Raw genomic sequence first — 15258 nt, 5'->3', positions numbered from 1 at the left:
CGCGGCGTGGCACGCATCCTGATCGCCGAGGACGATCCCAAGCAGGCCGAGCTGGTCCGGCGGTACGCCGTCGCGGAGGGCCACGAGGTCACGGTCGTGGGCGACGGCCGCGCGGCGGTCGACGAGGTACGGCGCCGCGTCCCGGACCTGCTGGTCCTCGACGTGATGATGCCCCGCCTCGACGGCCTCGACGTCTGCCGGATCCTGCGGTCGCAGCCGGAGTCGGAGGCGGTGCCGATCCTGGTGCTCACGGCCCGGGCCGGCGAGGACGACCTGCTCGACGCGCTCGATCTGGGCGCCGACGACTTCCTCACCAAGCCCTACAGCCCCCGGGAGCTGATGGCTCGGGTGCGCTCGCTGCTGCGGCGCCACCGGGTGTCGTCGAGCGGGGTCGCGCGCCCGCCGATCACGGTCGGCGAGCTGGTGGTCGCGCCCGCCACCCATGAGGTCCACTGGCGCGGCGTGCCCGTCGACTGCACGGCGGGCGAGTTCGCGCTGCTGGAGACCCTGGCCGCCGAGCCGGGCCGGGTGTTCAGCCGCGAGCAGCTCATCGCCCGCTCCCACGGCGAGAGCGGGCACGTGACCCGCCGTACGGTCGACGTGCACGTGGCCAACCTCCGCAAGAAGCTCGACCCGGCGCTGATCCGCACGGTCTACGGCGTCGGGTACGCCTGCGCGGTCGCCCCGTGAGCGGTCCTCGCACCCGGGTGCCCTGGCGCCGCAGCCTGTTCGTCCGGATCTTCGGCATCGCCGCCGTGGTGGCGCTGGTCGCGGTGGCCGCCGCCACCTGGGCGACCGTGCGGGCGACCACGGTCGCGGTCCGCGAGGAGGAGCAGGAGTCGCTGCACACCGACGCCCGGACCTACGACGCGCTCGTCGACTTCGCCGCGACCCACCGGGACTGGGCCGCGGCCGCCCCGCTCGTGGACCGCCTGGCGCGGCAAGCGGGCCACCGGGTCAGCGTCACCGACCTGAGGGGTCGGGCGCTGGTCGACTCCGAGGACCGCACCGACCCGCGCGACCCGGCACGTGCCCGCGCCACGCTCGACCCGCTGGACGTCGACACGGTCCTGCGCGACACCCTGGAGCTCCCCGCCACGGCGGCCGTCGCCGAGCCCGCGGTCATCCCGTGCGACGAGGGCGACGGCGAGGGCTGCCGGCGCTACGCCGTCGCGCCGCCCGGAGCGCTCGACAGCCGGGCCCTCGGACCGTTCGCCGACTCCGACGACACCCGCGCATGGACCCGCCTGCAGGCCCTGGTCGACCGCTGCCTGGGCCGGGCCGGGCTGGCGCCGGTCGAGGCGGTCGTCGAGGACTTCTCGGTCATCGTCGCCTACCGGGAGCGCCACGGCACCGTGGCCCGCTGCGCGGACCGGGCCCGCCGCGCCGCGCTCTCGGGGTACGTCGCCCCCGCGGCCCTGCTGTTCGTCGCCGACGGCTCGGAGTCGACCGCGGACGTGCTGTGGGACTTCTCCCGGGCCGCCCAGCTCCGCATCGCCTGGCTGGCCGGCGCGGTCCTCCTGGTCACGTTGCTGCTCTGCGCGGTGCTCGCGGGGAGCGTGGTCCGCCCGCTGCGCCGGATGGCCGCCGTGGCCCAGCGGGCCGGGGACGGCGACCTGGGCGCCCGGGTGCCGGCCCGGCGCCCCGACGAGGTCGGCGAGGTGGCCCAGGCGTTCAACCGGATGGCCGAGCGCCGGCAGCAGCTGGAGGAGGCCAGGCGGCGCCTGGTCGGCGACGTCTCGCACGAGCTGCGGACCCCGCTCGCCAACGTGCGCGGTTGGCTCGAGGCGGCGCAGGACGGGCTGGTCGAGCCCGACGACCGTCTGCTGGCCAGCCTGCACGAGGAGACCCTGCATCTGCAGCGGCTCGTCGACGACCTGCACGACCTCGCGCTCGGGGACGCCGGCGAGCTCCGGCTCGAGCCGGCACCGGTCGACCTGGCGCTGTTCCTGGCCCAGGTCGCCGAGGCGTTCGGCGGCGCGGCCGAGGCGGCCGGGATCGAGCTGGACGTCGCGGCCGAGCCCGGCTCGGGCGTGCGCGCCGACCCGGTCCGGCTGCGTCAGGCGGTCGGCAACCTGGTCGCCAACGCGCTGCGTCACACGCCCCGCGGCGGCCGGGTCACCCTCGCCGGCTCCTCCGGCAGGATCGCCGTGTCCGACACCGGGGAGGGGATCCCCGCCGACGAGCTGCCGCACGTGTTCGAGCGGTTCCGCCGCGTCGACCCGTCGCGGAGCCGGGCCACGGGCGGCAGCGGACTGGGCCTGGCCATCGTCCGCCAGATCACCGAGGCGCACGGCGGTGCGGTCGAGGTCACCAGCACCGTGGGCCGGGGCACCACCGTCGCACTCACCCTCCCCGGCGAACCCGGCGAACCCGACTCGCCCAGCGCTCCGGGCCGCTGATGAGAGGATCGGGACGTGCCCTACCTGGACGTGTCCGGTCACCGCAGCTACCACGAGATCACCGGCGCCGGTGAGCCGCTGCTGCTCCTGCACGGCGGGTTCTGCTCGATCGAGACCATGCGGGCGATGTCAGGCGAGCTGACCCCGTCGTACCTCGTGCACGCGCCGGAGCGGGCCGCCCACGGACGCACGCCCGACCACGGCCGGGCCTTCGACTACGGCGCGATGGTCGACGAGACGCTGGCCTACCTCGACGCCGTCGGCCTCAGCGACGCCCACGTGGTGGGCTTCAGCGACGGCGCGATCATCGGGCTGCTGCTGGCCCGCGACCACCCCGGGCGGGTCCGCTCGCTCGTGACGATCAGCGGCAACCTGGACCCGTCCGGCTTCGTGACCGGGGACCGCACCCCCAGCGCGGCGTGGCAGGCGGCTTCGGCGCAGATCGATCGGGAGTACGACGAGCTCTCCCCCGACGGTCCGGAGCACGCTCCGGTCGTCACCGAGCGGCTGATGGCGCTGTGGACCCAGCAGCCGCAGATCGTGCCCGCGTCGCTGGCCGGCGTGACCGCGCGGACGCTGGTGATGGCCGGCGACCGCGACAGCATCAGCACCGAGCACACCCTGACGATCGCGAGCGCCGTCCCGGACGCCCAGCTCTGCATCGTCCCCGGGGCCAGCCACCTGCTGGTGGTCGAGCGTCCCGGTCTGGTCGGCCGTATCGTCCACGACTTCCTGCAGGAGAGACCATGAGCAACGACGGGATGCGCAGCACCTGGACCGACGTCGGCGCCGGGTGGGTCGAGCAGGAACAGACCTTCGACGCGGCGTTCGCGCCGATCACCACGGCCCTGCTCGCGGCCGCGGCGATCGAGCCGGGGCACCGGGTGCTCGACGTCGGCTGCGGCTCGGGCACCCTCCTCGAGGCGGCTGCGGCGTCGGGAGCGACGCCGGTCGGCGTCGACATCTCCCCGACGATGGTCGAGGCCGCACGGCGCCGGGTCCCCGTCGCCGAGGTCCTCCTCGCGGACGCCCAGTCGACCGACCTGCTGGCCGCCGCGCCGGGCCCGGCCTTCGACCGGGTGGTGTCCCGCTTCGGGGTGATGTTCTTCGCCGACCCGGTGGAGGCCTTCACCCGGATCCGGACCGCGGCCGCGCCCGGCGGCCGGCTGGCCTTCGTCTGCTGGCGCGGCGATGCCGAGAACCCGATCTTCACCCGGGGCACCGAGGTGCTCACCCGCCGGCTCCCGCCGGTGGAGCGTGACCCCGACGGCGCGCCCGGCCCCCGGGCCTTCGCCGACCCGGACCGGGTCCGGACGGTCCTGGCCGACGCCGGGTGGGACCGGGTCGCCGTCAAGGCGCTCGACGTCGCCCTCGACTACTCCACCGCCACCAGCGACGGCGTCGAGGAGCGGCTGGCCACCATCCTGGCCACCGGCACCGGGCGGGACGCGCGGGCCCGTCTGGAGCCCGAGCTGGGGGCTGCGGCGTGGACGGCGCTCCTCGACGAGGTCCGCGCCGAGCTCCGCGCGACCCTCGTCGACGGAGCGCTCCAGCTGCCCGCCGCGACCTGGTTGGTCACGGCGTCCGCCTGAGCGATCAGCCGTTCTGGGCCAGCACGAGGGCGACGTCGTCGCTGGTGTCGTGCGAGCCGAAGGTCAGCAGCCGCTCGACCAGCCGGTCCAGGGCCTCGTCGACCGGGCCCTCGCCCAGCTCGGTGGCGAAGTCGTCGAGCGGGAAGAACTCCCCCTGACGATCCCGGGCCTCGACCAGGCCGTCGGTGTAGAACAGCAGCCGGCTGCCGGCCGGCCAGGTGTGCTCGGAGAGGACCGGGGCGCTGCCCAGGCCGAGCGGCAGTGTCGGCTCGCCGGTGTCGACGAGTGCGGCGCCCGCGTGGGTGACCAGCAGCGGCGGGTGGTGGCCGCAGTTGGCCAGCACGACGTGCTCACCGTGGAACTGGCCCAGGATCGCGGTCACGAACTCCTCGTCGCCGATGTGCTGCAGCAGCGCCTCGTCGATCCGGCGGGCGAGGCTGGCCGGGTCCGGCTCGGTGAACGCCGCGGCCCGGAAGGCGCCCAGCACGGCGGCAGCGGTCTGCACGGCCTCGAGGCCCTTGCCCCGCACGTCTCCGACGATCACGCGGACGCCGTACGGCGTGGCCGCGACCTCGTAGAGGTCGCCGCCCACCAGGGCCTCCTCGCTGGCCGAGACGTAGCGCGCGGCCAGCCCGACCGAGCCGATCGCCGTCGGCATCGACCGCAGGACCGCCCGCTGGGCGGTCTCGGCGATCACGATCATCCGGCGCAGCCGCGCCTCGCGGCGGTCGCGCAGCAGCGCGGAGACCGTGGCCAGGACGGAGAGGCCGATGCACAGGCCGACGCGGAACCAGTAGGAGCCGGTCATCGGCAGGTCCAGCCAGAGGCCGCCGAAGGCCGAGGCGAGGACAGCGCCGACGGCCACCACGGCCGTGCGCCGGACGTCGGCGAGGAACGAGGCCACGATGGGAGCCGCGACCATCGCGGTGGTGAGCTGCAGCTCCCCGACCACGGAGATCGTGGTCAGTCCGGCCAGGAGCACGAGCCCGATCAGCAGCCCCAGGTTCTCGCGCGGGTGCCGCGACCAACTCGTCATCACGCCTCTTATCCTTGCAGGCCGGTCGACATTCCGTCGCCGAACCCCTCCCGGGCCTAGACCACGGATCAGGACGGCGGGTACGGCGCCGCCTTCAACGACCGAGCCAGGTGCACGGCGTTCGCCGCCGAGGTCCGCGTCGTCGACGCGGTCTTCTCGGGGGTCTCGTCGAGGTCCTGGTAGTCGACGGACCCCATCGCTTCGCCGACCCAGTAGGTTCCGGCGTTCGCCGCGACCGAGAAGCCGGTGTCGTTCAGGGCCTGGAGAAGCTCGGCGACCACGTGGTGAGCGCCGTCCTCGTTGCCGACCACTCCGACCAGAGCCACCTTGCCGAAGGTCAGCATCCGGCCCTCGTCGTCGGTCTCGCTGATCTCGGCGTCCAGCCGTTCCATCACCACCTTGCTGAGCGAGGCGGGCTGGCCCATCCAGATCGGGGTCACGACCGCGAGGACGTCAGAGGCCAGCATCTTCGCGCGAATGTCCGGCCACTCGTCGCCATCGCCCTCGTCCGTGCTGACCCCGAACTTCACCGTGTGATCGGCCACCCGCACGACCTCGCCCGGGGCGCCGTGAGCGGCGAGCTCGTCGAGGACCTGCCGGCCCAGCAGCATCGAGCTCGACTCGGCCGGCGAGGGCTTCAGGGTGCAGACCAGGACGAGCGAGGTCAGGTCGCTCACGGCGTGAACACGACCTTGACCATGCCGTCCTCCTTGTCACGGAACTTCGCGTACGCCTCCGGGGCCTCGCTGAGCGGCAGCCGGTGCGTCGCGAACGACTCGGTGCCGAGCGGGTCGGCGTCGTCGGTGAGCAGCGGGAGGATGTCGTCGGTCCAGGCGCGGACGTTGGCCTGGCCCATGCGCAGCTGGATCTGCTTGTCGAACATCTGCATGAGCGGCATCGGGCTGGTCGCGCCGCCGTACACGCCCAGGACGGAGACGGTCCCGCCACGGCGTACGGCGTCGATGCCCTGGTGCAGGGCCGCGAGCCGGTCGATGCCGGCGTTCTTCATCAACGGCTGCGCGACGGCGTCGGGCAGCAGGCCGACGGCCTTGATCATCTTCTCGGCCACCGGGTTGCCGTGCGCCTCCATGCCGACGGCGTCGATGACGGCGTCGGCACCGCGCCCCCCGGTGCGGGAGCGGACCTCCTCGCCGAGGTCGTCCACGGCGTCGAGGTCGATCGTCTCGGCCCCGCGCGCCGCCACCCGGGCCAGCCGCTCCGGGACCCGGTCCACGGTGATCACGCGCAGACCCTCGTGCCGGGCGATGCGGGTGGCCATGTCGCCGATCGGTCCGGCGCCGACGACCAGCAGCGTGCCGCCCGCGGGGACGTCGGCGTACCGCACGCCCTGCCAGGCGGTCGGGAGCACGTCGGAGAGGAAGAGGAAGCGGTCGTCCGACGGCCCCTCGGGGACCTTCACCGGGAGGAAGTCGGCGAACTGCACCCGCAGGTACTCCGCCTGGCCACCGGGCACGGCGCCGTACAGCTTGCTGAAGCCGAGCAGGCTCGCACCGGTGCCCTGGTCGCGGTTCTGGGTGGTCTCGCACTGGCTGTAGAGCTTCCGCTCACAGGTCCAGCAGGACCCGCAGCTGATGTTGAACGGGACCACGACCCGGTCGCCGACCTTCAGCTCGCGCACCTCCGGTCCGACCTCGACGACCACGCCCATCGGCTCGTGGCCGACGATGTCGCCGGGAGTCATGAAGGCTCCCAGCGGTTCGTAGAGGTGCAGGTCCGAGCCGCAGAGGCCGGTGGACGTGACCCGGATGATCGCGTCGGTGGGATCGACGATCGTCGGGTCCGGCACCTCCTCCACCCGGATGTCGCGGGGTCCTTGCCACGTCGCAGCCAACATGTCTGTCCGGTGACCCGCAGGCCGTCGGGAGCCACGCACCCGTAGGGGTGACGGGTCAGCGGGCCTGGACCAGGTAGAGCACGGCGATGGCCACAGCGGCCAACCCGAGCGCGCGGCGGAGCAGGGTCTCGGGGAGGTGGGGCTGGAGGGCGGCGCCGGCGTACCCGCCGACCAGGCCGCCGAGCCCCGCCGCCAGGCCGACCGACCAGTCCGGGGCGATCGAGCCGGGCTGGCCGAGCGACAGCCCGGCGAAGGCGAGCACCCCGACGACCGACGTCACCAGGGTGGAGGCCAGCGCGGCGGGGGCGACCACGCTCACCGCCATCCCGCTCCCGACGAGCAGCGGGCCCAGCACCGAGCCGCCGCCGATGCCGTAGAGCCCGCCGATCACCCCGACGACCAGGGCCAGGGCGGTCACGGTGCGCGGCGGCAGCCCTCGCGCCCGTCGTACGACGCCCCCGCGGCGGGGTCGGAGGATCAGCAACCCGGTCGGCAGCAGCACCGCGGCCGCGACCAGCCGGAAGACCGTCGGGTCGCTGACGACATGCACGCGGAGCACCGCCCCCACCACGACGCCGGGGACGCAGCCGACGACGAGAGACCGGACCAGGGTCGGCTCCAGCTGCCCGCGCCGCCAGTAGCGCCACAGCGCCCCGGGCCCGGAGACGACGTTGAACAGCAGGTTGGTCGGCGTGACCTGAGGGTTGGGCACGTGCAGGACCGACAGCTGCACCGGCAGCAGAAACACCGCCCCGGAGACGCCGACCGGCGCGGTCAGGGTGGCGACGACCAGCCCGACCAGGAGGGCCACCAGGTCGCGCTGCCACTCCATGGCGGCAACCTAGGGCACCGGGCGACCGGCGCGGGCGGAGTGTCAGTCCCGCGAGACCGGGCAGGCTCTCGGGCATGCAGGTCTCGACGGAAGGCTCCCGACTGGTGTTCACCGGCGAGCTGGACGAGGTGTCGATCGAGCTGGCCCGCGAGAGCCTCGACAGCGCGACCTCGGCGGGCCCGGTCGAGCTCGATCTCTCGGGTCTGACCCACCTGGCCAGCATCGGGATCAGCCTGCTGGTCGCCACCCTGCGCCGGGTCGGCGGCGACGGCCTCGAGGTCCTGGCCCGGCACGGCTCGGCGGCCGACCAGGTGCTCGACATGTACCGGATCCCGCACCGGAGCACCTGAGCGTCAGGCGTTCGTCGGGCACTCCGGGTTGGTGCAGACCCGCTCGTCGACCGTCGGGTCGCCGCCGCCCACGACCCCGTCGCTCGGCCCGACGGGACCGTCCGGCTCGACGACGCCGTCCCGGGCGCGGAGGCGGACCTCGGAGCCGCAGACCGAGCAGGGCTTCTCGTCGGTGTACATGCCGTACCCCGTACCCACCGCAGGGGTGAGTTTCTCCGGGTTCCGGCGAGGACACTCGGGAGGCGTGCCCGAGACCGCCGTACGTCCCGTCCTGCTGACGTCCCCGCCCACCGCGGACGACGCGCTGCCCGGCGAGGCGGCCCGCTCCGCCCGTGGGCTCGACCCGGCGGACGTCGAGGCGGTGCTCCGCTGGGCAGCCGGACTCGGGCCGCGGGTGCCGCACCCCGCCTCCGGCGGGACGGCACGACGCTGGGAGCTGCTCGCCAGCGTCGGTGCCCAGGACCTGAGCGTGGCCCGGATGCTCGAGCCGCACCTCGACGCGCTGGCGATCCTGGCCGAGGACGGGACGACGCCGCCCGCGGACTCGACCTGGGGCGTGTGGGCCGCCGAGGGGCCGAACGCCCGGCTGACCGCGCAGGGCAGCGACGAGGCCGGCTGGGTCCTCGACGGCCGCAAGCCCTGGTGCTCCCTGGCCGGCTCGCTCACCCACGGCCTGGTCACCGCCTGGGTCGGGGACCACCAGCGCCGGCTCTTCGCGGTCGAGATGGCCGACCCCGGTGTGACGGTCGAGGACGGTCGCTGGGTCCCGGCGGGGCTCGCCGAGGTGGTCACCACGCCGGTCGCGATGACCGCGGTCGCGGCCCGACCCGTCGGTACGACGGGCTGGTACCTCGAGCGCGACGGCTTCTGGTGGGGCGGGATCGGCGTGGCCGCCGTCTGGTACGGCGGCGCCGTGGGCCTGGCCCGCCGGCTGGCCCGGCAGGTCCGCGAGCGCGAGCCCGACCAGCTGGCCCTGATGCACCTCGGCGAGGTCGACGCCGCCCTCGCCGGAGCCCGCGCCACGCTGGCCGAGGCGGCGGCGGTCGTGGACGCGGGCGGGGTCACCGGCCCGGGCGCGGTCCTGCTCGGCGCCCGGGTCCGGCATGTCGTCGCGACCGCCGTCGAGCTGGTCGGCCGCCACGTCGCGCACGCCGTCGGCCCGGGCCCGCTGAGCCAGGAGCCCGAGCACGTCGCCCGGGTCGCCGACCTGGCCCTCTACGTCCGCCAGCACCACGCCGAGCGGGACGCCGCCGGGCTGGGCGGGATGCTGGCCGAGCACCACCCCGAGGAGGCCCCGTGGTGACCTTCGCCCACCACCTGCCCGGCACGCCGCCGCTCGGCTGGACCGGCCACCCCCGCCACGGCGACGTCCCGGAGCTGGATCTGTCCGACGTCGACCGGCTCGTGGTCGTCGCCGCCCACCCCGACGACGAGTCGCTGGGCGCCGGCGGCCTCCTCGCGCGCGCCGACCGGGCCGGCTGGGTGGTCGACGTGGTCGCGGCCACCGACGGCGAGGCCAGCCACCCCGACTCCCCCACGCACACCCCCGAGCGACTGGCGGCGGTCCGGCGCGGCGAGCTGCAGGACGCCGTCGCCGCGGCCGCGCCGAGTGCTCGCGTACGGATGCTCGGGCTGCCCGACGGCGGGCTGGCCGGCCACGAGGACCACCTCGCCCGGACGCTGGTCGACCTGGTCGGCGACGGTCGCCGTACCCTCCTGGTCGCGCCGTGGCGCCGCGACGCCCACCCCGACCACGAGGCCGCCGGCCGGGCCGCGGCCACCGCCGCGGCCCGGACCGGCGCGCGACTGCTGGAGTACCCCGTCTGGTTCTGGCACTGGGGCGACCCCGAGGACGCGCCGTGGACCGACCTCCGCTCGCACACGCTCGCCGACGCCGACCGGGACGCGCGGGAGCGGGCCCAGGCCGCCCACCGCAGCCAGGTCGCGCCGTTGTCCGACCGCCCGGGCGACGAGGTGCTGCTCGCGCCCGAGCTGCTGGAGCACTTCGCCGGCCCGCGCGAGCTGTTCATCGCCGAGCGGCCGTACGACGCCGCGCTCGACGACCTGCACGCCGTCGAGGCTGACCCCTGGGGCGCGGACACCCGGTTGTACGAGGCCCGCAAGCGCGCCCTGCTGCTGGCGGCGCTCCCCCGGGCCCGGTTCCGGCACGGCCTGGAGGTCGGATCCTCGACCGGCGCCCTGGCCGCCGACCTGGCTGAGCGCTGCGACGAGCTCCTCGTGCTCGACGCGAGCCCGTCCGCGGTCGCCGCCGCCCGCGAGCGGCTGGCCGGCTCCGCCGGCGTGACGGTACGACGGGGCGCGGTGCCCGCGCAGTGGCCCGCTCCCCCGGCCGGCGGATTCGACCTGGTCGTGCTGTCGGAGGTCGGCTACTTCCTCAGCCCGGTCGACCTGGACGACGTGGTCGAGCTGGTTCGCGCGACCCTGGCGGTCGACGGCGTGCTGGTGCTCGCCCACTGGCGCCACGAGGTCGAGGGATGGCCGCTGGACGGCCCTGCGGTGCACGCGACCGTGGTGGCGGCCGGCGTACGGCCGGTGGTGGCGCGCTACGTGGACCGCGACGTCGAGCTGCTCGTGCTGGCCGACCCCGCGGTGCTGCCCGATCCGCGGGCGGAGGCGTGAGCGCGGTCGACCGGGTCCTCGTCGTGGTGCCCGCCCGCGACGAGGAGACCCTCCTGCCGGCCTGCCTCGACGCCTTGGCCCGCGCCGTGGAGATCGGGCATCGCGAGGTGGCCATCGTGGTCGTCGCCGACCGTTGCCGCGATCGCACCGCCGACCTGGCCCGGGCGGCCGGGGTGCACGTCGTCGAGACCGACGCGGGCTGCGTCGGGGCGGCCCGGCGCGCGGGCGTCGCGGCCGGGCTCGCCCTGCTCCCGCCCGCCCCCGACGACCGGACGTGGCTGGCGAGCACCGACGCCGACACCCGGGTCCCCCCGGGCTGGCTGCGCGACCAGCTCGCGCTGGCGGCCACTGGCATCGGGCTGGTGGTCGGTCCCGCCGTCCCCGACCGCCGAGACCTGGACCGCGGCACCTGGCGGGCCTGGCGACGCCGGCACGCCGCGGCCGCCCTCGGCGTCCACGTGCACGGTGCCAACCTCGGGTTCCGGCTCGACGCCTACTGCGCCGCCGGCGGCTGGCCCCGGCTGCCCGAGCACGAGGACCGGCACCTGGTCGACGCGATGCTCGCCGCCGAGGTACCCGCCGCGGCCGGGCCGCCGGTGACCACCTCCGGCCGGCTGCACGGCCGGGTCGGCGGCGGCTTCTCCGGCTACCTGCGCGGGCTCCGCGACGTCAGGTGAGGCTCAGGTGAGCCGGACCGCGACCAACGCGACGTCGTCGTCGGGGAGCTCCGGCAGCAGGCCGCGCAGCAGCCGGTCGCAGAGCTCCTCGAGCGGTACGTCGTCCGCGACCAACCGGGCCAGCAACGCCTGCATGGCAGCCAGGCCCTCGTCGAGGCTCTGCCCGCGGTGCTCCACGAGGCCGTCGGTGTAGAGCAGCACGGTGGCTCCGCGCGGCAGCGCCACCACGGACTCGTCACGCTCGGTGTCGGGGTGCAGCCCCAGCAGCAGCTGGGAGGTGGCCGCCCACAGCGGCCAGACCTCGACCGGGTCGTCGGGGCGTCCCGTCGGCGGCATCGCCACCAGGGGCGGCGGGTGCCCGGCGTTGGACCACCGGAAGCGCATCGTCCCGGTATCGCGCTCCGCGTCGGTCTGCTCGAGGCGGGCGACCACCGCCGTCGCGGTCGTCTCGACCTGCAGGGTCTGGATCGCCCCGTCCACGCGGCGCAACACGCCGGCCGGCCCCTCGCCGGTCGTCACCGCGATCCCGCGCAGCAGGCTGCGCACCTGACCCATGGCGGCGGCCGCCGCGGTGTCGTGGCCGACCACGTCGCCGATCACCAGGCTGGTCGAGCCGTCCGGCTGCTGGAACGCGTCGTACCAGTCGCCGCCCACCTGGGCGGACTCGGCCGCGGGCTCGTAGCGCACCGCGACCTGCAGGTGCTCGGGCTGCGGCGGCGCGGTGAGCATGCTGCGCTGCAGGCCCAGGGCGAGGTCCTGCTGCTGGGAGAAGGCCCGGGCGTTGTCGAGCGCCGAACCGGCGCGCACCGCGACCTCGGTCAGCAGGTCGAGGTCGTCGGAGGTGTAGGTCCCCAGGCGCCGGTCCCGGAAGACGCTCAGCAGCCCGACCGTGCGCGCCCGGCCGCGCAGGGGTACGACGACCGCCGCGTCCGGTCCGAGCCGTCCGAAGAGGTCCCGGGCCTCGCCCGGCTCCAGCACGGCCGCGATCGCGTCGGTCGCCCCGCGGCGGACCACGACCGGCTCGGACCGGCCCAGGGCCTGCGCGACGTACGACGAGTCCGTGAGGGCCGGCAGCCGCACCTCGGCGTACCGCTGGACGAGGCCGCGGCGCTCGGGGTCGTGGTGCCAGGCGCCGATGTCGCGCAGCCGGTGCCGCCAGCCGTGGCCGGCGACCGGCCCGTTCCCCTCGACCAGGGTCACGACGCACCAGTCCCCGAGCACGGGCACGACCAGCTGAGCCAGCCGGGCGACCGCCTCCTCGGCGTCGAGGGTGTCGGACAGCGAGCGGGTCACCTCAGCCAGCAGCGTCGAGCGCCGCCCCGCGCGGGCGACGGCCTCCTCGGCCGTGCGCCGCGCGGTGACGTCGACGAAGTAGACCGACAGCCCGTCCGGACTCGGCCAGACCCGCACCTCGTACCAGGTGTCGAGGGGCACCGGGTAGTACGCCTCGAACTCGACCGGCTCGCCGGTCTCCATGGCATGGCGGTAGCTCCGCTCGAACTCGCTCCCGACCGCGGCCGGGAAGAGCTCCCAGAGCACCCCGCCGACCAGGGGCATCCCGATCCCGCCGAGCAGCCGGAGCGCCTCGGCGTTGGCGTAGGTGAACCGCCAGTCGCGGTCCACGGCGAAGAACGCCGAGGGCATCGTCTCCAGGACCCGGGCGACGCGGGCCTCGCCGTCCTGCACGGCCGTCGTGTCGTACGCCGCCCCGACGACCCGGGCGGCCTCGCCGTCGGGTCCGGCGACGGCCCGCCCGCGCGCGGAGATCCAGCAGACCTCGCCGGTGGGCCGGACCACGCGGTACTCCGCGGCGTAGCCGCTGCAGGTCGCGATGGCCCCCGAGAGGGCGGCGGCGACCCGTTCCCGGTCCTCGACGTGCACCGATGCGTTGAACGCCTCGATGGTGCCGCCGAAGGTCTCGCGGGTCAGCCCGAACAGGACCAGCAGCCGCTCGTCCCAGCGCAGCTCGCCGGTGGCCAGGTCCCAGTCGAAGACGCCCACCCCGGCGGCGTCCACGGCGAGCTGCCAGAGCAGCCGGTCGTCGTCGTACGACGCGGTCAGGGCCGCCAGCTCCAGCTCGGCCAGCACCGGGCCGGCGAGCTGCTCGAGCAGCGAGACGTCCTGCTCGCTCCACTCGCGCGGGGCGCGGTCGAAGACGCAGAGCGCACCGACCGTATGACCGTCCGCGACCAGCGGCACGCCGAGATAGGACCCGACGACCCCCGAGGTCACCGGCGGCAGCGCGTCGACCCGCGGATCACCGGCGGCGTCGACGACCACGACCGGTCCGTCGGCCCGCACGGTCACGGTGCACAGCGAGTCCGCGGCCGGCGACCGGCCACCGACCGAGTCGGCCGCGTCGCCCACGCCGCCCATCACCGTCTGGTCGTCGGCGATGATCGACACCTGGGCCGACCCGGCCCCGGTCAGCCGGGCGGCCAGGTCGGCCAGCCGGTTGAGCGCCGGGATGCCGTCGGTCTGCCCCGCGAGCCGCCGGGCGTGCTGCTCGCGCGACGGCCCGGCCTCGTCGTGCTCCGAGGACGGACCGCCCGTGGCGAAGGGACCCGGGCCGGTCATGGTCGACCGGCGGGGGCGTGGTGGGGCACGGGCACTCCAGGTGGTTCGCCGCTACAGCGCGCGTTGTTCAGTGGCGGCATCGTCGCACGGCCCCGACCCCGATCGGGTCGGATCCGGGAGGGTGGGATCAGCCGGCGGCCGGGATGTCGGCGACGACGCGGGTGCCGGCCGAGGTGTCGTAGCCCCAGGCGCCGCACAGCCGCTCCACCATGGCCAGGCCGCGACCGCCGAAGGAGGTCGCCGAGGGCATCGACGCCTCGAGCCGATCGACCTGGCCCCCGTCGCAGACGCTGAACCGCAGAGCACCGTCGAGGAGCACCCAGGCGACCTCGATGGTCCCGTCGTCGTGCGGGCGACCGTGCCGCACCGCGTTCATCACCAGCTCGCCGACCACGATGTTGGCGTCCTCGACCACGTGCCGCGCGGCGCCGCGCGCCTCCAGCTCGTCGGTCACGAACCCACGGGCAGCCGTCACCGAGGACACCTCGAACGGGAGGCGGACCCGGTCCGCCTCCGGGGGCACCGACAGTGACTGCATGTCTTCCTGGTGCCCGGGACCGCCCTCGCCCAATCCGCTCACGAGGTGCGGTGGGGAAGGCCACAGATCCGGAGGACCCGTTGGGCGACGGTCCCCTCGGCCGCGAGCAGCTCGCTGGACGCCGACCCGTCGTCGCTCCGGGTCGCCCCAATCAGGGCCGCGATGGCCACGCTCGGGAAGTAGTCGACGTCGCTCAGGTCGATGACGACCGGCGTGCCGGCCGCAGCGATGTCCGCGCGGAAGACGTCGAGGCTGGTCTCGTCGACGGTGCCCGAGAAGGCGAGCGTGCGGGTGTCCGGGTCGTACGCCGAGGACAGCGGTCGTTCCTGCATGGCTCGCAGCCTAGTGTCCCCCTCCTCGTCACCTCCCGGACGCTCCGACCGGTCACGATCGCGGCGTGAGCGACCCGACCGCCGACGACGTCCGCACCTACCTGGAGCTGACCCGCCTCCTCGACGAGGTCGAGCGCACCCGCCCCGAGCTCTCCGCCCCGCTGCGGCTGACCCTGGTCCGGGCGCACCGCGAGCACCAGGTGGCCTGGCTCGACGAGGTGCGCTTCCGGCTGGTCGTCGCGGAGCTCGCCGCGTCGTAGCCACCCCGGTGGTTGAGGAGGTCGCGCAGCGACCGTCCCGAAACCCCCGCACCCGAGGGAACGACACCGACCCACCGGGTTTCGAGACGTGACCCCGTCCCTCCTCACCTCACGCCGGAGGTTGAGGAGGTCGCGCAGCGACCGTCTCGAAACCCCCGCACCCGAGA

Annotated in this window: 17 protein-coding genes; 9 read left to right on the top strand and 8 right to left on the bottom strand. The window is 75.2% G+C overall.

Going from position 1 to position 15258, the window contains the following annotated elements; all coding sequences use genetic code 11:
- The first annotated feature begins 6 nt into the window (after positions 1-6).
- From BLT76_RS23925 to BLT76_RS23910, 4 genes are read left to right on the top strand one after another with little or no spacing between them, the layout of a single operon-like run.
- On the top strand, positions 7-690 hold the full coding sequence (locus tag BLT76_RS23925; protein WP_211753205.1) for a response regulator transcription factor: 684 nt from the start codon (positions 7-9) through the stop codon (positions 688-690).
- Positions 687-2402, top strand: a complete 1716-nt coding sequence (locus tag BLT76_RS23920; protein WP_090860823.1) for a sensor histidine kinase — start codon at positions 687-689, stop codon at positions 2400-2402. Before BLT76_RS23925 ends, BLT76_RS23920 begins: the two co-directional genes overlap by 4 nt.
- A 15-nt stretch (positions 2403-2417) precedes the next feature.
- A complete protein-coding gene (locus BLT76_RS23915) occupies positions 2418-3152 on the top strand; it encodes an alpha/beta fold hydrolase (protein ID WP_211753203.1) in 735 nt (244 codons plus the stop codon).
- Positions 3149-3994, top strand: coding sequence for a class I SAM-dependent methyltransferase (locus tag BLT76_RS23910; protein WP_170867234.1), 846 nt, complete (start codon positions 3149-3151; stop codon positions 3992-3994). The genes BLT76_RS23915 and BLT76_RS23910 overlap by 4 nt, the downstream gene beginning before the upstream one ends.
- 4 nt (positions 3995-3998) lie before the next feature.
- Here BLT76_RS23910 and BLT76_RS23905 read toward each other — a convergent pair whose 3' ends face one another.
- From BLT76_RS23905 to BLT76_RS23890, 4 genes are all read right to left on the bottom strand, one after another.
- Positions 3999-5030, bottom strand: a complete 1032-nt coding sequence (locus tag BLT76_RS23905) for a PP2C family protein-serine/threonine phosphatase (protein WP_139175842.1) — start codon at positions 5028-5030, stop codon at positions 3999-4001.
- Positions 5031-5098: 68 nt separating this feature from the next.
- A complete protein-coding gene (locus tag BLT76_RS23900) occupies positions 5099-5707 on the bottom strand; it encodes a flavodoxin family protein (RefSeq protein ID WP_244509551.1) in 609 nt (202 codons plus the stop codon).
- On the bottom strand, positions 5704-6885 hold the full coding sequence (locus tag BLT76_RS23895) for an alcohol dehydrogenase catalytic domain-containing protein (RefSeq protein ID WP_090860821.1): 1182 nt from the start codon (positions 6883-6885) through the stop codon (positions 5704-5706). Before BLT76_RS23895 ends, BLT76_RS23900 begins: the two co-directional genes overlap by 4 nt.
- A gap of 55 nt (positions 6886-6940) precedes the next feature.
- Complete coding sequence (locus BLT76_RS23890; RefSeq protein WP_090860820.1) at positions 6941-7717, bottom strand: TSUP family transporter; 777 nt, start codon at positions 7715-7717, stop codon at positions 6941-6943.
- Between the two features lie 74 nt (positions 7718-7791).
- Here BLT76_RS23890 and BLT76_RS23885 point away from each other — a divergent pair, with 74 nt between their 5' ends.
- Positions 7792-8067, top strand: coding sequence for an STAS domain-containing protein (locus BLT76_RS23885; RefSeq protein WP_090860819.1), 276 nt, complete (start codon positions 7792-7794; stop codon positions 8065-8067).
- A gap of 3 nt (positions 8068-8070) precedes the next feature.
- On the opposite strand, the gene BLT76_RS26015 is transcribed toward BLT76_RS23885, so the two are convergent.
- Positions 8071-8247, bottom strand: a complete 177-nt coding sequence (locus tag BLT76_RS26015) for a hypothetical protein (protein ID WP_170867233.1) — start codon at positions 8245-8247, stop codon at positions 8071-8073.
- 64 nt (positions 8248-8311) lie between these two features.
- On the opposite strand from BLT76_RS26015, the gene BLT76_RS23880 reads away from it, so the two are divergent.
- From BLT76_RS23880 to BLT76_RS23870, 3 genes are read left to right on the top strand one after another with little or no spacing between them, the layout of a single operon-like run.
- Entirely contained in the window at positions 8312-9370 is a 1059-nt protein-coding gene (locus BLT76_RS23880) for a hypothetical protein (RefSeq protein WP_090860818.1), read from the top strand.
- Positions 9364-10707, top strand: a complete 1344-nt coding sequence (locus BLT76_RS23875) for a bifunctional PIG-L family deacetylase/class I SAM-dependent methyltransferase (RefSeq protein WP_090860817.1) — start codon at positions 9364-9366, stop codon at positions 10705-10707. The genes BLT76_RS23880 and BLT76_RS23875 overlap by 7 nt, the downstream gene beginning before the upstream one ends.
- The gene (locus BLT76_RS23870) at positions 10704-11384 is read left to right on the top strand and encodes a glycosyltransferase family 2 protein (protein ID WP_170867232.1); all 681 of its coding nucleotides are present in this window, start codon (positions 10704-10706) and stop codon (positions 11382-11384) included. The genes BLT76_RS23875 and BLT76_RS23870 overlap by 4 nt, the downstream gene beginning before the upstream one ends.
- A gap of 3 nt (positions 11385-11387) precedes the next feature.
- Here BLT76_RS23870 and BLT76_RS23865 read toward each other — a convergent pair whose 3' ends face one another.
- The 3 genes from BLT76_RS23865 to BLT76_RS23855 all read right to left on the bottom strand — a co-directional run bounded on the left by BLT76_RS23865 (position 11388) and on the right by BLT76_RS23855 (position 14831).
- A complete protein-coding gene (locus tag BLT76_RS23865) occupies positions 11388-13961 on the bottom strand; it encodes a SpoIIE family protein phosphatase (protein WP_090860815.1) in 2574 nt (857 codons plus the stop codon).
- Between the two features lie 127 nt (positions 13962-14088).
- Positions 14089-14499 carry an ATP-binding protein gene (locus BLT76_RS23860; RefSeq protein ID WP_090860814.1) on the bottom strand — a complete coding sequence of 137 codons (411 nt, stop codon included), beginning with the start codon at positions 14497-14499 and terminating at the stop codon, positions 14089-14091.
- 38 nt (positions 14500-14537) lie between these two features.
- A complete protein-coding gene (locus tag BLT76_RS23855) occupies positions 14538-14831 on the bottom strand; it encodes an STAS domain-containing protein (protein ID WP_090860813.1) in 294 nt (97 codons plus the stop codon).
- 65 nt (positions 14832-14896) lie between these two features.
- On the opposite strand from BLT76_RS23855, the gene BLT76_RS23850 reads away from it, so the two are divergent.
- On the top strand, positions 14897-15091 hold the full coding sequence (locus BLT76_RS23850) for a hypothetical protein (protein ID WP_090860812.1): 195 nt from the start codon (positions 14897-14899) through the stop codon (positions 15089-15091).
- The last annotated feature ends 167 nt before the right edge of the window (positions 15092-15258 follow it).

The organism is Nocardioides lianchengensis, assembly GCF_900101465.1.
Classification (GTDB): domain Bacteria; phylum Actinomycetota; class Actinomycetes; order Propionibacteriales; family Nocardioidaceae; genus Nocardioides; species Nocardioides lianchengensis.
This window is presented reverse-complemented; position numbering and strand designations above follow the sequence as displayed.